General features: G+C 59.1%; 21 protein-coding genes. 11 read left to right on the plus strand and 10 right to left on the minus strand.

Annotation, left to right across the window (positions count from 1 at the left end; genetic code table 11):
• Positions 1 to 110: 110 nt before the first annotated feature.
• The 5 genes from SPHFLASMR4Y_RS00605 (at position 111) to SPHFLASMR4Y_RS00625 (ending at position 4,231) form a co-directional block, all read left to right on the plus strand.
• Positions 111 to 1,253, plus strand: a complete 1,143-nt coding sequence (locus tag SPHFLASMR4Y_RS00605) for an acyl-CoA dehydrogenase family protein (protein ID WP_089131829.1) — start codon at positions 111 to 113, stop codon at positions 1,251 to 1,253.
• Between the two features lie 7 nt (positions 1,254 to 1,260).
• Entirely contained in the window at positions 1,261 to 2,304 is a 1,044-nt protein-coding gene (locus SPHFLASMR4Y_RS00610; RefSeq protein ID WP_089131830.1) for an enoyl-CoA hydratase/isomerase family protein, read from the plus strand.
• Entirely contained in the window at positions 2,301 to 3,083 is a 783-nt protein-coding gene (locus tag SPHFLASMR4Y_RS00615) for an enoyl-CoA hydratase-related protein (protein ID WP_089131831.1), read from the plus strand. The genes SPHFLASMR4Y_RS00610 and SPHFLASMR4Y_RS00615 overlap by 4 nt, the downstream gene beginning before the upstream one ends.
• 65 nt (positions 3,084 to 3,148) lie before the next feature.
• Positions 3,149 to 4,030: a 3-hydroxyisobutyrate dehydrogenase gene (mmsB, locus tag SPHFLASMR4Y_RS00620; RefSeq protein ID WP_089131832.1), complete on the plus strand. Its 882-nt coding sequence runs from the start codon at positions 3,149 to 3,151 to the stop codon at positions 4,028 to 4,030.
• 6 nt (positions 4,031 to 4,036) lie between these two features.
• Entirely contained in the window at positions 4,037 to 4,231 is a 195-nt protein-coding gene (locus tag SPHFLASMR4Y_RS00625; protein WP_089131833.1) for a hypothetical protein, read from the plus strand.
• A gap of 11 nt (positions 4,232 to 4,242) precedes the next feature.
• Here SPHFLASMR4Y_RS00625 and SPHFLASMR4Y_RS00630 read toward each other — a convergent pair whose 3' ends face one another.
• Entirely contained in the window at positions 4,243 to 5,772 is a 1,530-nt protein-coding gene (locus SPHFLASMR4Y_RS00630; RefSeq protein ID WP_089131834.1) for a CpaF family protein, read from the minus strand.
• Positions 5,773 to 5,944: 172 nt separating this feature from the next.
• Between SPHFLASMR4Y_RS00630 and SPHFLASMR4Y_RS16800 the strand changes: the two genes are divergently transcribed.
• A complete protein-coding gene (locus tag SPHFLASMR4Y_RS16800; RefSeq protein WP_186265998.1) occupies positions 5,945 to 6,865 on the plus strand; it encodes a DMT family transporter in 921 nt (306 codons plus the stop codon).
• Positions 6,866 to 6,950: 85 nt separating this feature from the next.
• On the opposite strand, the gene SPHFLASMR4Y_RS00645 is transcribed toward SPHFLASMR4Y_RS16800, so the two are convergent.
• Positions 6,951 to 8,084 carry a hypothetical protein gene (locus SPHFLASMR4Y_RS00645; protein WP_089131836.1) on the minus strand — a complete coding sequence of 378 codons (1,134 nt, stop codon included), beginning with the start codon at positions 8,082 to 8,084 and terminating at the stop codon, positions 6,951 to 6,953.
• Between the two features lie 72 nt (positions 8,085 to 8,156).
• Between SPHFLASMR4Y_RS00645 and SPHFLASMR4Y_RS00650 the strand changes: the two genes are divergently transcribed.
• Positions 8,157 to 9,479: a lipopolysaccharide biosynthesis protein gene (locus tag SPHFLASMR4Y_RS00650; RefSeq protein ID WP_186265999.1), complete on the plus strand. Its 1,323-nt coding sequence runs from the start codon at positions 8,157 to 8,159 to the stop codon at positions 9,477 to 9,479.
• 19 nt (positions 9,480 to 9,498) lie between these two features.
• Here the strand turns inward: SPHFLASMR4Y_RS00650 and SPHFLASMR4Y_RS00655 are convergent, their stop codons facing one another.
• The 6 genes from SPHFLASMR4Y_RS00655 to SPHFLASMR4Y_RS17440 all read right to left on the minus strand — a co-directional run bounded on the left by SPHFLASMR4Y_RS00655 (position 9,499) and on the right by SPHFLASMR4Y_RS17440 (position 14,640).
• Complete coding sequence (locus SPHFLASMR4Y_RS00655) at positions 9,499 to 9,756, minus strand: ATP synthase F1 subunit epsilon (protein ID WP_089131838.1); 258 nt, start codon at positions 9,754 to 9,756, stop codon at positions 9,499 to 9,501.
• A gap of 50 nt (positions 9,757 to 9,806) precedes the next feature.
• Positions 9,807 to 11,252, minus strand: a complete 1,446-nt coding sequence (atpD, locus tag SPHFLASMR4Y_RS00660; RefSeq protein ID WP_089131839.1) for a F0F1 ATP synthase subunit beta — start codon at positions 11,250 to 11,252, stop codon at positions 9,807 to 9,809.
• Between the two features lie 25 nt (positions 11,253 to 11,277).
• Positions 11,278 to 12,153 carry a F0F1 ATP synthase subunit gamma gene (locus SPHFLASMR4Y_RS00665; protein ID WP_089131840.1) on the minus strand — a complete coding sequence of 292 codons (876 nt, stop codon included), beginning with the start codon at positions 12,151 to 12,153 and terminating at the stop codon, positions 11,278 to 11,280.
• A gap of 70 nt (positions 12,154 to 12,223) precedes the next feature.
• On the minus strand, positions 12,224 to 13,753 hold the full coding sequence (gene atpA, locus SPHFLASMR4Y_RS00670) for a F0F1 ATP synthase subunit alpha (protein WP_089131841.1): 1,530 nt from the start codon (positions 13,751 to 13,753) through the stop codon (positions 12,224 to 12,226).
• Positions 13,754 to 13,765: 12 nt separating this feature from the next.
• A complete protein-coding gene (locus tag SPHFLASMR4Y_RS00675; RefSeq protein ID WP_089134590.1) occupies positions 13,766 to 14,320 on the minus strand; it encodes a F0F1 ATP synthase subunit delta in 555 nt (184 codons plus the stop codon).
• 41 nt (positions 14,321 to 14,361) lie between these two features.
• Complete coding sequence (locus SPHFLASMR4Y_RS17440) at positions 14,362 to 14,640, minus strand: hypothetical protein (RefSeq protein WP_145955419.1); 279 nt, start codon at positions 14,638 to 14,640, stop codon at positions 14,362 to 14,364.
• Between SPHFLASMR4Y_RS17440 and SPHFLASMR4Y_RS16975 the strand changes: the two genes are divergently transcribed.
• The gene (locus SPHFLASMR4Y_RS16975; protein WP_089131842.1) at positions 14,608 to 14,919 is read left to right on the plus strand and encodes a hypothetical protein; all 312 of its coding nucleotides are present in this window, start codon (positions 14,608 to 14,610) and stop codon (positions 14,917 to 14,919) included. The genes SPHFLASMR4Y_RS17440 and SPHFLASMR4Y_RS16975 overlap by 33 nt on opposite strands.
• Positions 14,883 to 15,941, plus strand: a complete 1,059-nt coding sequence (gene ada, locus SPHFLASMR4Y_RS00685; RefSeq protein ID WP_089131843.1) for a bifunctional DNA-binding transcriptional regulator/O6-methylguanine-DNA methyltransferase Ada — start codon at positions 14,883 to 14,885, stop codon at positions 15,939 to 15,941. The genes SPHFLASMR4Y_RS16975 and ada overlap by 37 nt, the downstream gene beginning before the upstream one ends.
• Before the next feature lie 183 nt (positions 15,942 to 16,124).
• Here the strand turns inward: ada and SPHFLASMR4Y_RS00690 are convergent, their stop codons facing one another.
• A complete protein-coding gene (locus SPHFLASMR4Y_RS00690) occupies positions 16,125 to 17,663 on the minus strand; it encodes a trypsin-like peptidase domain-containing protein (protein WP_089131844.1) in 1,539 nt (512 codons plus the stop codon).
• Between the two features lie 103 nt (positions 17,664 to 17,766).
• Positions 17,767 to 19,932, minus strand: coding sequence for a primosomal protein N' (locus tag SPHFLASMR4Y_RS00695; RefSeq protein WP_089134591.1), 2,166 nt, complete (start codon positions 19,930 to 19,932; stop codon positions 17,767 to 17,769).
• 76 nt (positions 19,933 to 20,008) lie between these two features.
• On the opposite strand from SPHFLASMR4Y_RS00695, the gene SPHFLASMR4Y_RS00700 reads away from it, so the two are divergent.
• Together SPHFLASMR4Y_RS00700 and fsa are read left to right on the plus strand one after the other, a co-directional pair.
• Positions 20,009 to 20,689, plus strand: a complete 681-nt coding sequence (locus tag SPHFLASMR4Y_RS00700) for a DUF4197 domain-containing protein (RefSeq protein WP_089131845.1) — start codon at positions 20,009 to 20,011, stop codon at positions 20,687 to 20,689.
• Positions 20,690 to 20,828: 139 nt separating this feature from the next.
• Positions 20,829 to 21,482, plus strand: coding sequence for a fructose-6-phosphate aldolase (gene fsa, locus SPHFLASMR4Y_RS00705; protein WP_089131846.1), 654 nt, complete (start codon positions 20,829 to 20,831; stop codon positions 21,480 to 21,482).
• Positions 21,483 to 21,603: the final 121 nt, after the last annotated feature.

Consider the following 21,603-nt stretch of genomic DNA (forward strand, 5'->3'; position numbering starts at 1 on the left):
GTCGCGGCACGATTAACCGGCCTTGCAAAATCGCCCTGCGGCCACATATTGCGGGGAACGCGAGGAGCAGGACCAACCGCCGCTTTTGTGGCAAGAGACAAGACATCGATATGACCCAATTTTCCCTGACCGAAGACCAGCTTGCCATTCAGGAAATGGCGCAGAAATTCACCGCCGATGCGATAACCCCGCACGCCGCCGAGTGGGACGAAAAGCATGTTTTTCCGCGCGACACGATCAAGCAGGCCGCCGAACTGGGCTTCGGCGGGATTTATGTCTCCGAGGAGTCGGGCGGCATTGGTCTGGGCCGGCTGGAATCGGCGATCATCATGGAAGCCATGGCTTATGGCTGTCCCTCGACCAGCGCCTTCATCTCGATCCACAATATGGCCAGCTGGATGATCGATACATTTGGCGCGCAGGCGGTGAAGGACAAATATCTGCCCGATCTCGTGCCGATGGAAAAAATCGCCAGCTACTGCCTGACCGAGGCGGGGGCGGGTTCTGACGCCGCCTCGCTGAAGACCAAGGCGGTGCGCGATGGTGACGATTATATCGTCAACGGTTCCAAGCAGTTTATCTCCGGTGGCGGCGAGAACGAGATTTATGTCACCATGACGCGCACATCCGATGATGGCGCCAAGGGCGTAACCTGCCTCGTCATCGAAAAAGACATGGAAGGCGTCAGCTTCGGCGCGCAGGAAAAGAAACTCGGCTGGCATTCGCAGCCGACAGCGCAGGTCAATTTCGACAATGTCCGTGTGCCTGTCGAAAACCGGGTCGGTGACGAGGGCGAGGGCTTTCGCATCGCGATGGCAGGACTCGACGGAGGACGGCTGAATATCGGTGCCTGCTCGCTCGGAGGGGCGCAACGCTGCCTCGACGAAGCCGTCGCCTATACCAAGGACCGCAAGCAGTTCGGCAAAGCGATCAGCGATTTTCAGAATACCCAGTTCACGCTTGCCGATATGGCCACCGATCTGGAAGCCTCGCGGGCCTTGCTCTATCTCGCTGCGGCGAAGGTGACCGAAGGCGCGCCGGACAAGACGAAATTCGCCGCCATGGCCAAAAGGCTGGCGACCGACAATGGCAGCAAGATTGTCAACGATGCGCTGCAACTCTTTGGCGGATATGGCTATTTGCAGGACTATCCGATCGAACGCTTCTGGCGCGATCTGCGGGTCCACAGTATTTTGGAAGGCACCAACCAGGTCATGCGGATGATCGTTTCGCGTGAACTGCTGCGGCAATAGGAATAATATGACAGAAGATCTGATTATCAAGAAAACCGGGCGGGTTGGCCATATCAGCCTGAACCGGCCCAAAGTGATCCACTCGCTCAACCTCAACATGTGTCTGGGTATGATCGACGCGTTGCAGGCATGGCGCGACGATGACGAAGTCGAAGCGGTGATCATCGACCATAGCGAAGGCCGGGGCTTTTGCGCCGGCGGCGATATCGCCATGCTACGCGCATCGGGCATGAAGGACGGCAAGGAAGGGCGGGAGTTTTTCTTCAAGGAATATCAGCTCAACCATCTGATGTTCGAATATCCCAAGCCGATCGTCGCTTTCATGAACGGCATAACTATGGGCGGCGGCGTCGGCATCTCGCAACCCGCCAAATATCGCGTGGCTACCGAATATACGCGCTTTGCCATGCCGGAGACGGGTATCGGCCTGTTCCCCGATGTCGGCGGTGGCTGGTATCTGTCGCGTCTTGAAGGCCGCCTTGGGCAGTTTCTCGCGCTGACCGGCGCGCGCCTCGACGGCGCCGAGTGCAAGGAAGTGGGGCTTGCCACCCATTATCTGGAATCGGACGCGCTGGAAGAAGCCAAGCAGCGAATTTCCGAAAAGCCCGACCGGATCGAAGGCATATTGGGACAATTGTCCGCCAACATACCCGAAGCGCGGATCGCCAAGAATCTCGACAAGATCGACAAGTTTTTCGCCTCAGATCGGTTCGAGGACATATTGGCAGCCCTCGAAGCCGACGACAGCGAATGGGCGGCCAAGGAACGCGATACGCTCGGCACCAAGAGCCCGCAAACCTGCAAGGTGGCCCTGCGCCAGCTGAAGGAAGGTGCGGCGATGGACAGTTTCGCCGACGAAATGCGCAACGAATATCGCATCGGCTATCACGTGCTGGTGATGCACGACTTTCTGGAAGGCGTGCGTGCCCTGATTGTCGACAAGGACAATGATCCGAAATGGAATCCGCCGACGCCGGAGGATGTGACCGACGAGTGGATCGATGCGATTTTCGCGCCCCTGCCAGCCAATGAAGAATGGAAGCCCCTATGACCTACGAAACAATTCTCACCGAGAAAAAGGGTGCAGTCACCCTGATTACCCTGAACCGGCCGAAAGCGCTCAACGCGCTGAACAGCCAGGTGCTGGATGAACTGATTGACGCCTTTGCCGCTTTTCAGGCCGACGACACGCAAAACTGCGCCGTCCTGACCGGTTCGGGCGACAAGGCTTTTGCCGCCGGTGCCGACATCAAGGAAATGTACGACAAGTCTGCGGCCGATTTCTATCTCGAGGATTTCTTCGCCAAGTGGACCAGCCATATCGTCAAGGCCACCCGCAAGCCGTGGATCGCCGCGGTCAACGGTTTCGCTCTCGGCGGTGGCTGCGAACTGGCGATGATGGCGGATATCATGATTGCCAGCGACAAGGCCAAATTCGGCCAGCCAGAAATCAAGCTCGGCGTGGCTCCAGGTATGGGCGGCTCTCAGCGACTGACCCGTGCAGTCGGTAAGGCTAAATCTATGGACATGTGCCTGACCGGCCGGATGATGGACGCGGAAGAAGCCGAGCGCTCCGGACTGGCAGCGCGTGTTGTGCCACATGACGAATTGCTCGACGAAGCGCTCAAATCGGCTGCGACCATCGCTTCCATGCCGCCGATGGCCATTCAGGTGAACAAAGAAATGGTCAATGCGGCGTTCGAGAATAATCTCGAACAGGGCCTGGTGCACGAGCGCCGTCTGTTCCAGATACTGACCGCCACAGAAGACAAGAAAGAAGGCATGGCTGCCTTTATCGAGAAGCGCGAAGGTCAATGGAAGGGACGCTAGGAATAGCAGTTTCTGACGCGCAAAGCTGTTTGGCCTTGTTTCGCTGACAATCACTGGAGACTAGAATGAAAATCGGATTTATCGGCCTTGGCAATATGGGTGGCGGCATGGCCGCCAATCTCGCAAAAGCGGGGCATGAGGTGCACGCCTTCGACCTGTCCGGCGAAGCGCTGGCAAAGGCAGGCGAGGCAGGCTGTCATCCGGTCAGCGACGCGGCACAGGCGGTTCAGAATATGGAAGCCGTGGTGACCATGCTCCCGGCTGGCACCCATGTCCGCAAGGTCTATGAATATGAAATCGTCATCAATGCCAACCCCGGTACTTTGGTGATCGACTGTTCGACCATCGATGTCGACAGCGCCCGCGACGTGGCGACCATGGCGGAGGCCAAGGGCCTCGTTCCTGTGGACGCTCCAGTTTCCGGCGGTATCGCGGCGGCCAATGGCGGCACCTTGACCTTCATGGTCGGCGGCAGCGACGAAGGCTTCAAGCGGGCCGAACCGATCCTGTCCGATATGGGCAAGGCAGTCATCCACGCCGGCGGCAATGGCGCCGGACAGGCAGCGAAAATCTGCAACAACATGCTGCTGGGTGCCTCGATGATCGCGACTTCCGAGACCTTCAAGATGGCCGAAAAACTGGGCCTCGACCTGCAGAATTTCTACGATATTTCGTCCAAGGCCTCCGGTCAGAACTGGTCCATGACCAGTTATTGCCCGGTCCCCGGTGTCGGGCCGCAAAGCCCGGCCGACAATGGCTACCAGGGCGGCTTTGCTGCCGCGCTGATGCTCAAGGATTTGCGTCTGGCGATGGAAGCGGCACAAAGCGCCGGCGCGGATGTACCAATGGGCGCAGAAGCGGCGAAACTCTACGAAAAATATGCCGAGGAACAGGGGCAGGGCGGTTCGGACTTCTCCGGCATCATCAACATGCTGGACAAGGGCTAGGCCCCCATGCCGCCGCTATGGATGGTGATTGGCGGTCTGGCCGGGGTCATTGCCGCGCTATCGGAGTTGGGCAACCGGCGCCGTAACAACCGTCGCGACATTGAAGATGTCGGTTTCATGCCGTGGCCGACAATCACCGCGCTGGCATTGCTGACCTTCGGCATATCCCTTGCCTTCGGCCTGGGGATATTGTCGACCTGACCCGTCTATGCCTAGAGGCAGGCTTCCAGGAACGGCTGGTCAAAGCCATATTGCCGCGCCTTGTCGAGCGTATAGGGACGAAGGCCCGATGACTGATATTCGCCGATGATCTTGCCGTCGGCATCCTCGTCAATATACTGATATTTGAACAGTTCCTGAGTGACGATAACATCGCCCTCCATGCCGATGACTTCGGTGATATTGGTCGTCCGGCGCGAACCGTCGCGCAGACGCTTCACCTGTACGATCAGATCGACCGATTCGGCGATCTGCCGGGAGATGGCCTCCTTCGGGATCTTGATGTCGCCCATCAGGATCATATTCTCCATACGGCCGAGACATTCGCGCGGGCTGTTGGCGTGAAGCGTACACATGGAGCCGTCATGGCCGGTGTTCATTGCAGCGAGCAGATCGAAACATTCCGCGCCACGAATCTCACCGAGGATGATCCGGTCGGGACGCATACGCAGGGCGTTCTTCACCAGATCGCCAATCGTGATCGCGCCTTCGCCCTCAAGGTTCGGCGGACGGGTTTCGAGCGGCAGCCAGTGGGGTTGCTGCAGACGAAGCTCGGCGGCATCCTCGATGGTCAGCACGCGTTCGCCGGGGTCGATCATTTTCGACATGGCGTTGAGCATGGTCGTCTTACCGGAACCCGTACCGCCCGAGATCACGACGTTAAAGCGGCAGGCACCGGCAATTTTGAGCGCGGTACACATGTCGTCGGACATGGAACCGAAGCCCTTCATCATGTCGAGAGTGATTGGCTTCTCGGAAAATTTACGAATCGAGATCGCGGTGCCCTTGAGGCTGAGCGGCGGCACGATCACGTTCACACGCGAACCGTCCTTCAGACGGGCGTCGGCAAGCGGTGTGGTCTGGTCGACGCGGCGGCCGACCTGGTTGACGATCCGCTGGGCGATCTGGAACAGATGTTCCTCGTCACGAAACTGGATCGGCGCAATTTCCAGCTTGCCCTTGATTTCGATGTAAGTCTGTTCCGGGCCGTTGACCATGATATCGGAGATATCCGGATTGCTCAGCAATTCCTCGAGCGGTCCAAAGCCGAGCAATTCATCGACCAGAACCTTTTCCAGCGCAAATTGCTCGCGCCGGTTCAGCGTCAGCTTGAGCTCGGTCAGCACTTCCATGATGATCGGGCGGAATTCTTCGGTCAGCTCTTCCTTGTTCAGGGTTGCGGCCGCCTCCGGGTCAACGCGCTCGAGCAGGCGCGGGAGCACCTGTTCCTTGATCTTGTGGACCGAGGCACCAAAGCCTTCATCCTTGTCGGTGGCCTCTGCCAGCGGTAGCGAGCGTTCAGAAAGCCGAGCCATCGCCTCGCTTTGCTCGGGGCTCGATGCTGCTGGTGTCTCTTCGGGGACAAGTGGCACCGTTTCCAGCGGGGGAAACTGGCTCCCACCCAGATTATCATCGCGTTTTTCGGAATCGGCCGGTTTCTTGCCGCCGCCGGTCATGGGCTTTGCAACGCCAAAGGACGGCTTCCCGCCTCCCAGTCCATTTTTCTTGCCAAATGCGCTCATGTTGTCCTGTCCGATATGTCTAATGTCACACGATCAATGCCCTCTTTCCCCGAAATTGGTTAATAAACTGGTAAATCCGATCGATTGCAGCGGGATAATTGCCGATGCAAATTTGTCACTTGTCCCGCACGGCACAGGGACTAAGCCGTTAACATGCAAAAGGAACATAGTCTTGACCGCTGAACATTCTCGGGAACGGGCGGCTGCCGCTGGGGGCATTACGCTGGCGCTGCTGGCCTTTGCCGGCTTTCCGCTCGGTGATGCCCTGATCAAGTCGATGGCCGGCGACTGGCCGGCGCCGGCCGTAGCGGCGCTCCGCTTTTCTATCGGCGCGCTCGCTCTGGCGCTGATCCTGTTCCTGCGGGAAGGCCGTCGCGGCTTTCAGGTCAGCCGCCCGTGGCTGCATGTCGCCCGCGGATTTGCGCTGTTTGTCGTGACGATCAGCTTCTTTTCCGCCATATATATCATGCCGCTGGCTGATGCGGTGGCGATATCCTTTGTCAATCCGATCCTGACCGCCTTGTTCTCCGGATGGTTCCTGAAAGAAAAAATGCCACCCCGGACATGGTTCGCGACCATCATTGCTTTTGCCGGGGTGCTAATCATGCTGCGTCCCAATGTTGCCGCCTTCGGCTGGGTGGCCATATTACCTCTGATCGCAGCCTTTGCGATGTCGACAATGCTGATCCTCAACCGCATGGTATCAACCCAGCGGTCGATCTTTGCAGCGCAATTCTATATTGCCTTCTGGGCCGCGATCTTCTTGATCCTTGCCGCATTGCTAGGCCATTGGCTGATCCCCGTCATGGCCGTCCCGGGCCCACCGGACTGGGACGTTATCCTGCGCTGCCTGTTGGTGGCGTTAACCGCGACAGGCTGCCATTTCCTTCTCTTCATGGCGACAGTGCGCACCACTGCTGCCGCGATCGCGCCGATTGTCTATATCCAGCTGCTGGTGGCAACGGCAATCAGCGTCTTTGTCTTTGGCGATCCGATCGACCGGACCGCGATGCTGGGCGGTTTGCTGATCATATTCAGCGGCTTGCTGCTTTGGCGCAGTTCGCGAAAGGTGACGACCGTGGTCGAGGCCTAGGCGACCGGGCCCACGGACCGGAACCGTAACAGAGCTTCAGGCGATACCCGCCAACCGGATTGTGTTTCCGGTACAATGGAGCCGGTCAAGCGCTCTCTATCCTGCCGTGATGATAATAGTCGACAATGGCATCTGCCGCATATTCGGCGCCGTTTTTTATATCGTCACCGAGGGCGTCGCTGGTCAGCTTCTTCTGTATTTCAATATATTGCGGATGTAGATCGCGCGCACGCGCCACGGCAGCAAAAATATCGGCCGGGTCTTCGATGACCTCGCCCATTTGCCAGAACAGATAATTGGGGTTGTCGCGCCAGTCTATCTTGTTGAAATTGAGAAATACGCACGGTCTGGGGCGGGCGGTGAACTCGTAGACCTGGCTGCTGACATCGCCAATGTAGATATCAGCCGCAACCGTATAGCTGTTGTCGAGCAGGCGGTCCGAGCAGGTGTCGATCAGAATGGAGCCGGTGCTGCGATTTTCCCATCTCTGACGGGCACTGGCGGACCGCCGGCGAAACATTTTGATATGGGGCGCCACGATCAGGTTGAACCTGTCCTGATTGGCAAATTGCTCCAGCATCGGCTCAATTGCCTGCCGCCAGGACGACTGCTTCCGGTCCTTGTGCGGATTATAGACGACGGTGGGCCGGTCTTGGTCGAAAAAGGCCTGCTGCCCCTCGCGCAGGCGCTCCGTGACATCGGTTTTCAGATAGCCGGTCGTCTTGATCGCGGCCGGTTGGCCAAGCCCCTGTTCCACGTAGCGCTCCGCTGTCTTGGTGCCGTGCGGCAGCAGCAGGTCAAATTCCGCGATACGGGGATGCCAGGCGACATCCCGGTCACCCGCCCCATGGCTCTTGAAGACGAACAATGGACGCTCCGATTTCCGTCGTTTCGCGAGCCAGGCGACCGTATTCTCGACCGAGACGATCACGTCATAGGACAGGAGTTCCGGCATGTTCGCGCGCATGACCTGGTTTTTTGCCATGCCAAGGATCCGGACCGACTGGATCAGCCAGCCCAGAACACCGCGTTTCAGGCGTTTCGCCGGAATAGGGTCGACTCCATTGGCATCGGCTATGCGCTGCAAATGTTCCGGTACAGTCGGGTCATTATAATAGGCGACCACATCACATCCATCCCGCTTGGCGAGCGCCAGAGCTATGGTGTAGCCGTGATAAGTTTGATACGCTTCTGCAATGAACAGGAAGGCAATTTTCATACAAATGGGTCCAGTATGTCCGGCGGGTTTTGCCGGGCATGATATTCTGTCGGTCGGATTGCAGGTGTGCTGTTGAATAACAAGATTTTTATCGGAGTGCGATCCTTTTTCGAATCCAACAGTTCGCTCAGCCGAGTCATCAAAAACCTGGGCTGGCTGCTCGCCGGCAAGGGATTTGGTGCGGTCCTCAGCCTGTTCTATCTCGCCTTGGCGACCAGATTGCTCGAACCGGCGGGTTTTGGATATTTCACGCTGATCCTGGTGACGGCACAGGTGGCTTCTGCCTTTGTCTCCTTTGAAAGCTGGCAACTGGTCATCCGCTTCGGCAGCCAGCTACAGGCCAGAAAGGCCGATGATGATATCAACCGGCTTGCCGCATTCTGCCTGTTGCTGGATATCGGCTCGGCCTTGCTCGGAATATTGCTGGTCACCGGCCTGATAGCGATTTTTGCACAGCAATTCGGCTGGCAGGATGAAATGATCCGGATGGCGATCCTGTTTGCGGTTGTCAGCCTGCTCAGTGTTCGGTCCTCGGCGATCGGGATATTACGCCTGTTTGACCGGTTTCGCGACGGAGCACTGGCCGCTGCGATGACGCCGCTGGCCCGATTTGGCGGGGCCTTGCTCGCCTGGTCGTTCTCACCCGACATCAGGGGCTTTCTGATCGCCTGGGCGGCGGCGGAGATACTCACTTGCATTGCCTATTGGGTGACTGTCCGGCTGGTCACACCCGTCCGGTTTGCCGGACTGCGATTCTCTGACATACTGGCGACCCCCAAAAGATTCTCGCAATTTTTCAGCTTTCTCTGGATCACCAATCTTGGCACCACCGTCCGTTCTGTCGCGCAGCAGGTGCCGTTACTGGTTGTCGGCTTCTTCGTCGGCCCAGCCGCCGCCGGTCTGTTCCGACTGGCCTATCAGTTAAAGGACGCGGTGGCGCGGCTGGCCGATATGCTGGGGCGGGCCGTTTATGCCGAGCTGAGCGCTGTGGATTCGCACGAGGGCGGTGAAGCCCGCAAGACGCTGTTCGCGCAGACCAGCCGGATATCTGCCGTCGGTTCCCTGTTGCTGGTGATAATTGCGCTTCTGCTCGGAAAGCCGGCGTTGCAGCTGATTGCCGGGGAAGCGTTCCTTCCGGCCTATCCGATTCTTCTCGTTCTGTCGCTGGCTGCCGCGGTCGAACTGTGGGGGGTCAATTTCGAGCCTAACTTGATGGCCGCTGGACGTCCGAAGGCAATACTCTGGATCCGCACCGCCGCCGTATCGGTCTTGCTGGCCCTGCTGGCGATCCTGATACCGGGGCAGGGCGGTCTCGGTGCGGCCTATGCGATACTGGCCTATAGCCTTCTGGCTAATCTGGCTTTGTGGATTTTTACCCGCTTTTCCGACCGATAGCGGGGGATATAGGGCTGGACTAGCTGACCGCTTCGGCCAGAACGGTCAGGCCCTTTTCATCAACCTGGGCAAAGCCGCCCTGCACGGAAATCGTTTCCGGCGTCGCGCCTTCGCTGGCATAGACCAGCAGGTCCGCATCGCGGATCGTCGACATCACGGGGGCGTGATCGGCGAGCACGCCCATATCACCCTCGGTACCGGGGACCACCACCATATAGACATCTTCCGACCGGACGAGCTTCTCTGGGGTTACGAGTTCGAAATGCAGGTTTGCCATATCTTTTCAATTCCTAGACCCTCTCCCTTGCGGGAGAGGGGTTTAATGCATCAGGCCGCTTCAGCCGCCATCTTCTTGCCTTTTTCGATCGCTTCCTCGATGCCGCCGACCATGTAGAAGGCGTTCTCTGGAAGGTGGTCATATTCGCCGTCGACAACCGCCTTGAACGATTTGATCGTATCTTCCAGATCAACGAACTTGCCTGGGATGCCGGTGAAGACTTCCGCAACGTGGAAGGGCTGCGACAGGAACTTCTGGATCTTGCGGGCACGCTGAACGACAAGCTTATCTTCTTCCGACAGCTCGTCCATGCCGAGAATGGCGATGATGTCCTGCAGCGATTTATACTTCTGCAGGGTTTCCTGAACAGCACGGGCCGTGTCATAATGTTCCTGGCCAACGACGCGGGGTTCGAGAACACGCGAGGTTGAATCGAGCGGGTCAACAGCCGGGTAGATGCCCAGCTCCGAAATCGCACGGTTCAAAACGGTGGTGGCGTCGAGGTGGGCAAAGGATGTTGCCGGTGCCGGGTCGGTCAAGTCATCGGCAGGAACATAAATGGCCTGAACCGATGTAATCGAGCCCTTGTTGGTCGACGTAATACGTTCCTGCAGCGCGCCCATGTCGGTCGACAGGGTCGGCTGATAGCCCACAGCCGAAGGAATACGGCCGAGCAGTGCGGACACTTCCGAACCAGCCTGGGTGAAGCGGAAGATATTGTCGATGAAGAACAGAACGTCCTGTCCTTCGACGTCACGGAAATATTCCGCCTGGGTCAGACCGGACAGAGCCACACGGGCACGGGCCCCTGGAGGCTCGTTCATCTGGCCGAAGACGAGAGCCACTTTGGACCCTTCGGACTGCGGGTTGCCATCGGCGTCCTTCGCGATAACATTGGCGTCGAGAAATTCGTGGTAGAGATCGTTACCTTCGCGGGTGCGCTCACCAACGCCGGCGAACACGGATGTACCGCCATGGCCCTTCGCGATATTGTTGATCAGTTCCTGGATAAGCACGGTCTTGCCAACGCCGGCGCCGCCGAACAGGCCGATCTTGCCGCCTTTCGCATAAGGTGCGAGCAGGTCGACCACTTTAATGCCGGTGACGAGAATTTCATTCTCGGTGGACTGGTCAACAAAGGCAGGCGCTTCCGCGTGAATAGGAGCGGTGGTCTTGTGACCGATCGGGCCGCGTTCGTCGATCGGCTCACCGACCACGTTCATGATCCGGCCGAGCGTTTCGGGACCAACAGGCATCTGGATCTGTGCACCGGTGTCGGTGACTTCCTGACCGCGGGTCAGACCCTCGGTGGCGTCCATGGCGATGGTACGAACCGTGTTTTCGCCGAGATGCTGGGCAACCTCGAGAACCAGACGGTTGCCGTTATTGTCGGTTTCCAGAGCCGAGAGAATTGCCGGGATCTCGCCATCAAAGGTTACGTCGACGACAGCGCCGATAACCTGTGAAATGCGGCCAATATTTTTGGTTTTTGCCATTTTTCCGTTTCCTTGCGTACGTGCTTTAGAGCGCTTCAGCGCCAGCGATAATTTCAATCAATTCGGTGGTAATCGCGGCCTGGCGGCTGCGGTTGTAAACAATCGTGAGGTTGTCGATCAGATCGCCGGCATTGCGGGTCGCATTGTCCATGGCGGTCATCGATGCACCCTGTTCAGACGCGTTATTCTCCAGCAGTGCGCCGAAAATCTGGGTGGTCAGATTGCGCGGCAGCAATTCGGCGAGAATTTCTTCCTCGTCCGGCTCATATTCAACGGCTCCGCCGGCTTCGGCCACCGCGCCGTCGGCGACAGCAATCGGGATGATCTGCTGGACCGTGGGCTCCTGCACCAGCGCGGACTTGAACTTGCCGTAGAAAAGATGGGCAACGTCAAACTGGCCTTCTTCGACCATCGTCGTCAGATCTTCTGTAATCGCCTTGGCCTCTTCAAAGCCGGGCGCTTTGACATTGGACGTGTCAAAATGCTTCAGAATCTGGCCGGGATAGAAGCGCTTGATGATCGGAATGCCCTTGCGGCCGACCATGTAGAACAGCACTTTATGGCCTTCTGAAATCAGACGCTCCGCCGTGACGCGCGCTTCCTTGACAATATTGGCATTGAAAGCGCCGCACAGGCCACGATCCGACGTGGCGACGACCAGCAAATGGGTGTCCCGCTTGCCGGTGCCTGCCAGCAGTTTCGACGAATTTTCGTCAATCGAAACCTTGGAGGCGAGGCCTGTCATCACCTTTTCCATCTGCTCGGCATAGGGACGCGCGGCTTCCGCTGCCATTTGCGCGCGACGCAATTTGGCAGCAGCCACCATCTTCTTGGCCTTGGTGATCTTCTGCGTCGATTTGACCGACGCGATCCGATCTTTCAGTTCTTTCAAACTAGCCATATTGGCTCCTTAATTCGTCCTGCCGGACAGCTCCGGCATCCCATCACTCCTGTTTCAGCAACAGGTGCGATCAGGCAAATGTTTTGCCGAAATCCACCAGCGCGGCTTCAAGAGCTGCCTTGGTATCATCCGCCAGGTCACCGCTTTCACGGATCGTTTTCAAGATATCGGCATGTTCGCTGCGCAGATGGGCCAGCATGGCTTCTTCGTAGCGGACAACATCGTCAACCGCGACGGGATCGAGATGCCCGTTGGTACCGGCATAGATCGAAGCGGTCTGCTCTTCGAAAGGAAGCGGCGAGAATTGTGCCTGTTTCAGAAGCTGGGTCAGGCGTTCACCACGAGCGAGCAATTTCTGGGTCGACGCGTCGAGGTCGGAACCGAATTGCGCGAAGGCCGCCATTTCACGATATTGTGCCAGATCGAGCTTGATCGAACCGGAAACCTTTTTCATCGCTTTCGTCTGTGCAGCCGAACCAACACGCGAAACCGACAGACCCACGTTAATCGCAGGACGGATGCCCTGGTTGAACAGGTCGGTTTCGAGGAAGATCTGGCCGTCGGTGATCGAAATCACGTTGGTCGGGATATAGGCCGAAACGTCGCCAGCCTGGGTTTCGATGATCGGCAATGCGGTCAGCGAGCCCGAACCATTGGCTTCGTTCATTTTCGCGGCACGTTCGAGCAAACGGCTGTGCAGATAGAAAACGTCACCAGGATAGGCTTCACGTCCTGGAGGACGACGCAGCAAAAGGGACATCTGGCGATAGGCCACAGCCTGTTTGGAGAGATCGTCATACACGATACAGGCGTGCATGCCGTTATCGCGGAAATATTCGCCCATCGTCACACCGGTATAAGGTGCGAGATACTGAAGCGGCGCAGGCTCCGAAGCGGTTGCCGCAACCACGATCGAATATTCCATTGCGCCATTTTCTTCGAGGCTCTTGACGATCTGTGCAACCGTCGAGCGCTTCTGGCCGACAGCAACATAGATGCAGTAAAGCTTCTTGCTTTCATCGTCGCCGGAATTGACAGTCTTCTGGTTGATGAACGTGTCGATCGCGACAGCGGTCTTGCCGGTCTGACGGTCACCAATGATCAGTTCGCGCTGGCCACGGCCAACTGGAACCAGAGCGTCGAGGGCCTTGAGGCCGGTCTGCACCGGTTCGTGAACCGATTTCCGCGGGATGATGCCCGGCGCCTTGACTTCCACCCGGCTCCGCTTCTTGGTTTTGATCGGGCCCTTGCCGTCAATCGGGTTGCCGAGGCCGTCAACCACGCGACCGAGCAATTCCTTGCCGATCGGAACGTCCACAATGGTGCCGGTCCGCTTGACGACGTCGCCTTCCTTGATTTCAGCGTCCGAGCCGAAGATCACGACACCGACATTGTCGGCTTCGAGGTTCAGCGCCATGCCCTGAATACCGTTGGCGAATTCAACCATCTCACCAGCCTGAACCTGATCGAGGCCGTGGATACGGGCAATACCGTCACCGACGGCGAGCACGGTTCCGACTTCGGAAACCTGGGCTTCATTGCCAAAATTGGCGATCTGGTCCTTGATGACCTTTGAAATTTCTGCGGCGCGAATATCCATGTTTATCTTCCTTTAGCCCTTCATGGCCTGCGATAGGGTGTTCAAACGGGTTTTAATCGAGCTGTCGATCATCTGGCTGCCGATCTTCACGACCAGCCCGCCCAGAATGGACGGATCGACTGCGGTGGAAACGCTAACATCGCTTCCCACACGTTTCTTGAGCTGCGCCTTGAGCGCATCAATCTGCTTGTCATCCAGAGGATGGGCCGAAGTCACTTCGGCGGTGATCTCGCCACGATGGCCAGAGGCCAATGTCGAGAAGGCGCGAATGACAGCCGGAATCTGGTCGAGCCGGCGATTGGCGGCCAGCACACCGAGAATATTGCTGGTCAGCTTTTCAAGACCGAGCTGCTTCGCGATTGCGGCAATGGCCTTGCCAGCGTCATCGCGTGTCAGAACCGGACTGTTTGTCAGTTCTTTCAGGTCGTCCGATTCGGCGAGGGCTTCACTCAATGTGTTGAGGCTTGCCTGCACCGCGTCGATGCTGTTATTTTCTTGTGCGAGAGCGAACAGAGCAGTGGCGTAACGCCCCGCTAAACTCGCTCTGATGCCGCTGGATTGATCCACGCGTTTGCTACTCCCTGACCGTTTATTGGTCTGAAAACCGTTCATGAAATGGTCCGCTTTCTGGCCGAAAATCCTGCGATTCCGCCCACGGATGCGCGGCGTCTAGCAACCATTTTGCTGCGAGGCAAGACGGCTTTGGGAATCATTTTTTTCGAAAGCCTAACCGGCAGTTTTTTGCGACTTTCATTGCCATGGATATAATATTTGGCTTTGAACGCAAGATACGGGAAGCCGATCCGTGCGGGAGGATTAAAAGCAGCAGCACAAGAGAGTGCTGGAGACATTCCATGATCTGCCAAATCACCGGATCCGGCCTGCATCCCGCTGAACTGCTTGATGGGCTGGTTGATGGGTTGGCACCGGTATATCTGCGCGCGCCGGTCGGCAAGAGAGCTTTTGCGGCCTGCAGGCCCGACATTCCATGCTGTATAACCGGGAAAGTGGGGGGCGCGATACGGAAAGCCGACAGTCTGCTATGCTGTGGCAAGTCGGGCCAGCCGATGGCCGTGCTGTTTGAACCGGATGCCAATATCTATATAGTCTCTCGCAACATGGCTCATGCATGCTTTCTTGCACGGGCGGAGGGGGTGCAATCGTGAGCCAGAATATCGTTGATGATACGCGCGCCTGGACCGCGGTACAGATGCGGGACCGCAGTTTTGACGGAAAATTCGTGACCGGTGTGCTGAGCACGGGCATCTATTGCCGCCCGTCCTGCGCCGCCCGGCATCCCAAACGGGAGAATGTGCGTTTCTTTGCCGGTCCAGAGCAGGCAGAGGCCGCCGGTCTCAGGGCCTGCCTGAGATGTCGCCCCAATGACGTGGCAAGGGATGAAGCGGCGCTAAAGCTGGTGATCGATGCTGTTCGCGCTGCGGAAACCACGCCCAGACTGGACGAACTGGCGGATCTGGCGGGCTATTCGCCGACCCATCTCCAGCGGATTTTCAAACGCGAGACCGGATTGTCGCCAGCCGCCTATGGCCGAGCCCTGCGATCCGAACGGTTCAAGAGTGCCCTGGATGGCGGCGCATCGGTAACCGAAGCCATTTACGATGCCGGCTATGGTTCGGCTTCACGATTTTACGAGGAACGCAAGATGGGCATGAAACCCGGAGTCTGGAAAAACGGCGGGGCAGGGGTGACGGTGCACTGGTCAATCATCGACACTTCGCTGGGCGCGATGATGGTGGCTGCGACCGACAAGGGCGTCTGCTGCCTGTCGTTCAACGAGGGCGAGGATGCGCTGCGCAAGCGTTTCCCGAAAGCGGACCTGCAGCAAGGCGGCGAAGCGTTCGCGGAATTGTTCGCGCAAGTGGTCGCACAGGTGGAAACGCCCGGCCGGCCGCACAATATCCCGCTTGATGTGCAGGGTACCGCCTTTCAGGAAGCGGTCTGGCGGGAACTGGGTAAAATTCCCGAAGGGGAAACCCGCAGCTACGCCGAAATCGCTGCGGCCATTGGCAAACCGAAAGCCGTCCGGGCCGTGGGCAGTGCCAATGGTGCCAATCATGTTGCCGTTCTGATCCCCTGTCACCGGGTGGTGCGCAGCGACGGGACGATGGGCGGTTATGCCTACGGGCTGGAGATAAAGGAAAGGCTGCTGGAAAAGGAGGCGCATTGAAACAGGACATGGCGGATTACGCTGCTCGTCCTGTGCCGGCTGATCCCTGACAGAGCAGCTTTTCGCGCGAACCCTATCGGCGGGAAAGCCTGACAGTGCAGTTGCTACTCGCCGCTTTCGGGCGCGATTGATCCGGCTTCCGGTCGGCATCGGCATCGACCGCCATCGGCAATGGCCTTCGGGCTAGTCACTCTTTCTGCACTCATAGACCAGCCGCTCGTTTGCCTGCGATGGCAAGACGGCCCGGATCGCTTTCACCATATCCTCGATATCGGCCAGCGCCTTGACATCGGTCGTGCAGGCCCGGTTGCCATATTGTGCTCTTATCTCCCGCGCCTTGGTCATCGCGTCCAGTCCCATTAGATAGCGTTCCTCGGTAAATTCCCTGCGATCCGGCTGGAAGCTGCTGATCGTGATCGTCTGCTCTTCATTGGGGACAAAGATGCGAGACCATTTGGCGCCGTCGCGGCCATATTGCGTGCGCCCGTTGACGCAGCCACCGTCGCCCCATTCGAGCGGCAGTTCATTCTCCTGGGACACGGTAATCCGGCTGCGCTGCGGATTGATCGTGCACTGATATTTCCCCGATGTGACAATGCTGGGCTGCTGCGGCTCTTTCTGTTCCGCATTGTCTTTCATCGCTGCGGCGACCCGGTCATCGATTTCGCTGAAGTCCGGCCGGGACAGGAAAATGATGACGGCCCCGAGCAGCAGCACTGCCGCACCTCCCGCTGCCGCAATTCCCGGATTGCGCTTTCCCTGCAACAGCAGGACGCCCGCACCGCCGGCCGCCAGCAGCGACAGCGCCAGCATCAGCGCCGCTATCGCGATCCGGTTTTCCCGTTCGGCGATGATATCCTGCGTGATGCCGGTGCGGAGTTCATTCTCCTGCCGTTCGCGTTTCTCTGCTTCCGCGGCCTTGGCCGCTGCCACCTGCGCCCGGGCCGCCGCTTCGCGCTGACGTTCCTGCTCGCTGATCTCGGCGGCAGAGCGGCACGGCGTTGCGGTCGAGCTCGCCTTGACCTCCGTCTTGCGCAGGAAGGTTAGGATCTCGCGCGCCGAAACGGCAAAGCCGAATTCCGCATCATTGCCATTGCTGATCGAACCGAAGCTGTTGACACCCAGCACCCGGCCACAATTGTCGATCAGCGGTCCGCCGCTGTTGCCCGATGCGATCGGTGCGGTGTGCAGGATCGTGTCAAACTGCTTGGTTGTCCGCCCGCCGGACACGGTGCCGGTGGTCTTGACCGGGGACATCGGGTTGATCAGGTCGTCGAGATCGAGCCCCTGCGCGCGGTCGACCGAACCGGGATAGCCGACCGCCACCACATCCGCGCCGTCGCTGACCGGACCGCCAAAGATCGTCATCGGCGGCAGGCGTCCTCCGTCGAGAACTTGGATAAGCGCCAGATCATTGCCCGGCGAATAAGCGATGATCTTGCCGCCATAGCTGGTCCCGCCCTGCGACGGGATGATACCGATCACCACGGAGGGTTCCTGCCGCGCAATCTCGACGACATGGGCGTTGGTGACGATCTTGTCCGGCGCCACCGCAAAACCGCTGCCATGGCCGACAAAGGCGACCTTGCTGCCGTCTTTCGCGGCCAGTACCACCCGGACGACGGAGCGGCTTGCGGCGCTGATATCGGCCGGATCGGCCTGGGCCGGGCCGGTGAACAATAGGGCCGAAACGAGAAAAATCAGGGCAAGGATGCGATTCATGGAGCGGCTTTCAATATCTGTGCTCCGCACGTGATGCGGAGCCCTGTGCGGCACTAGCGCTACCCAACCCAAAGCCTCGCATCAAGTGTGGAGCACAATGTGGTCAAACAAAACTGTAAGGATCGATATCCACGCCGACCCGTACCGCGCGCGGCCATTCCAGATGTTCGAGCCAGTCGCGCATGATATTCTGCAGATCGACCGAGCGCAAAGTATGGACCAGCAGCCGGTGCCGGTGCCTGCCGCGCAGCATCGCCAGCGGGGCCGGGGCCGGGCCGAAGACCGAGAATCCGTCCAGCTTCGGTGCCGTCTGGCCGATCAGCCGTGCGGTTTCCATCGCCTCGCTATTGTCCTCGGACGATACGATGATCGCGGCCCAGCGGGCGAAGGGCGGGGCCTGCGCCTGACGCCGGGATTCGATCTCGGCGGCGTAAAAGCCCTCCCGGTCGTTCTCGATCAGCGCCTGGATCACCGGCGCGTTCGGCATCCTTGTCTGGACATAGACCCGCCCCGGCTTTTCCGCCCGTCCGGCACGACCCGCGACCTGCGCGATCTGCTGGAAACTGCGCTCGGCGGCGCGCAAATCGCCGCCTTCCAGCCCGATATCCGCGTCGACCACGCCAACCAGCGTGAGATTGGGAAAATGATAGCCCTTGGTTACCAGCTGGGTGCCGACGACAATATCTATGGCGCCCGCTTCCATCTGCTGGACAAAATCGGCGGCCTTCTGCGGCGACCAGATCGTGTCGGACGTGACAATCGCTGTCCGTGCCTGGGGGAACAGCATCTTGACCTCGTCGCAAATCCGTTCGACCCCGGGACCGCAGGCGACCAGACTGTCCTCGTCGCCGCATTCCGGGCATTTTTCCGGGATCGGCATGACATGACCGCAATGGTGGCAGGCAAGGCGACGGGTCAGGCGATGTTCGACCATCCATGCGGTGCAATTGGGGCAGGCGATCCGGTGGCCGCAGGTCCGGCACAGGGTCAGCGGCGCAAAACCACGGCGGTTGAGGAACAGCAGCGACTGCTCGCCCCGCCCGAGATTCTCCTCGAGCGCGTCGACCAGCGTCGGCGCCAGCCAGTTGCCGCGCGGCGGCACATCTTCGGTGAGATCCAGCGCTTCGATATCGGGCATCGTCGCGCCGCCAAAACGCGCCGGCAGTTCGAGCAGTTCATAATTGCCCTGTTCCACCTGGTGGCGGGTCTCGATCGCCGGCGTGGCCGACGCCAGTATCACCGGTATCTTCTCGTACAGCCCGCGCATGACCGCGACATCGCGGGCATGATAGCGCACACCGTCTTCCTGTTTGAAACTGGTCTCGTGTGCCTCGTCGACAATGATCAGGCCGAGATTGGCATAAGGCAGGAACAAGGCCGAGCGCGCGCCGACGATGACCTTGGCGTTGCCCTCGGCTAGCGCCCGCCAGTTGCGCTTGCGCTCCGACTGCTTCATGCCACTGTGCCAGGCCAGCGGTTCAGCCCCGAACCGCGCCTCGAAGCGGTTGAGAAACGGTTCGGTCAGCGCAATTTCGGGCAGCAGCACCAGCACCTGCCTGTCCTGGCGCAGGGCTTCGGCAACCGCCTCGAAATAGACCTCGGTCTTGCCCGACCCGGTCACGCCGTCGAGCAGAAAGGGTTTAAACGCCGCCGCGCGCACCGCATCGATCAGGATATTGCTGACATCTCTCTGGTCATCGCTGAGATCAACCATGTCGAAATCGGGCGATGGCCGGGCGCTGACGGCAAAGGGCGAAACATCCTCCCGGTCGAAAACGCCCAGCTTTTCCAGCCCGCGGATCACGGCGATCGAGACGCCGGCCTTGTTGGCCAGCTCGCTGATCGTGCCTTGCACGCCGGCAAGCTTCTCCAGCGCCTGCTGTCGCTGCGGGGTTATCCGGTCCGGCACGCTGCCGTTCAGGCGATATTCGCTGATCGGTCGATTGTCGGCAAAGGCGGCGCCGCTCGACAGCACCATGCGCAGCACCGAAGCCGGCGAGGCAAAATAATAAGCGGCCGTCCACTCGATCAGCCGCCGCAAGGGTCCGCGCAGCGGCGGCACATCGCGGACCTCGAGCAGTGGCCGCAATTTCTTCGGGTCGATTTCCTCGACCGGAAAGCTTTCGGGCTCCCACACCACGCCGGGCAATTTGCGCGGCCCGAGCGGCGCCATCACGATCGACCCCGGCTCGACCCGCATGCCTTCGGGAACGCGATAATCCAGCGGACCAAGGGCAGCATTAAGCAGGAGTACACGAACGCGATTCATATTCATGCTATAGGCAGCTTATCATCATCCGTCATTCCTGCTTTGACGAATATCGGGACGAATATAGGAGAGTATAATGGACTATCATCGCAGATCGGTTCTCGGCTTCGGCGCTGCCGCGACATTGCTGGCGCTGCCCGGCTGTTCAAGCCTGCCGGGTCTGAGCCTGACCGAAGCCGTCAAACGGCTGCTCACCCTGTCGGCGCAGAATGCCTTTGCCGAACTGATGCAGCCCAATGGTTTCTTCGACAGCCAGGTGGCGCGCATTTCCGTTCCGGATTCGCTTGGCGGATCGCGCGTAACCAGCATTGCCACCGCTTTGCTGCGCTCGAAGCCGATTCAGGACCGGCTTTTGCTGCAGGTCAATCGCGCCGCGGAAAAGGGGGCGGAGCTCGCCGCCCCGATTGTCGCCGATACCATCCGCAACATGAGCATCGCCGACGCTGCCGCAATCATCAACGGCGGGCCGCGTGCCGCCACCAGCCTGCTGCAGCGGCAACTGGGCGATACGCTGGTCGACCGGATGCTGCCCGGCATTGGCAATGGCCTCAGGCTGTTCGACAATGAAATTATCAATCTGGTGCTGGCGCAAGCCACCAACGTCGATTTCTCCAGTATCAGCCGGGACGTGACCGCCAAGGCCAGTACCGCCATCTACCGTTCGATAGGGGCGCAGGAAGAAGCGATACGCGCCAATCCGCAGGCGACCAACGACCCGCTTCTGATGGCGGTTTTGGGAGTCGGAAAAGCCTTTTAGGGCGGTTTTATCCCGTATTGTTCCCCCAAATTATCCACAGCTTTCTGTCGGACAGGACAGGGCAACAGTTCCCCGGCTGGGGGAAAGCGGATAGGCAAAGCGCCAGTACCGCCCTATTCCTGTATCTGGAGCCAGACCGATGAAATTTTTCGTAGACACCGCCGACACCGCGGAAATCGCCGACCTCGCAGCGACCGGCATGGTCGACGGCGTCACCACCAATCCTTCGCTGATCAAGAAATCGGGTCGCGATATCATGGAAGTGACCAAGGAAATCTGCGGTTTGACCGATGGTCCGGTGTCGGCCGAAGTGGTCGCGCTCGATCATGACGCAATGATGAAAGAGGCCGAAGTGCTGCGCAAGATTGCAGACAATGTCTGCATCAAGGTGCCGCTGACCGTCGATGGTCTGAAGACCTGCAAGGCGCTGACAAGCGAAGGCACGATGGTCAACGTGACGCTCTGTTTCTCGGCCAATCAGGCGTTGCTCGCGGCCAAGGCCGGCGCCAGCTTCATCTCGCCGTTCGTAGGACGCCATGACGACAATGGCCTCGACGGCATGACGCTGATTGAGGACATCCGGCTGATCTACGACAATTACGCCTTTGACACCGAAATCCTCGTCGCCTCGATCCGGCACCCGATCCACGTGCTCGAATCCGCTCGCATCGGCGCCGATGTCGGCACCATGCCGCCAAACGTGGTCCGCGGCCTGTTCAAGCATGTGCTGACAGACAAGGGGCTCGAAGGCTTTCTGAAGGACTGGGAGTCGACCGGCCAGAATATCGGCTGAACCTGATGGGGGCCGGGCGTGTTTGGATTTTTCAGACGTAAGTCGCTGAAACTGCCGGTATGCGGAAATTGCGGTGAACCTCGCCCGCTCGTCCACACCGGAGAGGCCGGTGCGGACGATC

The organism is Sphingorhabdus sp. SMR4y, from assembly GCF_002218195.1.
GTDB lineage: Bacteria > Pseudomonadota > Alphaproteobacteria > Sphingomonadales > Sphingomonadaceae > Parasphingorhabdus.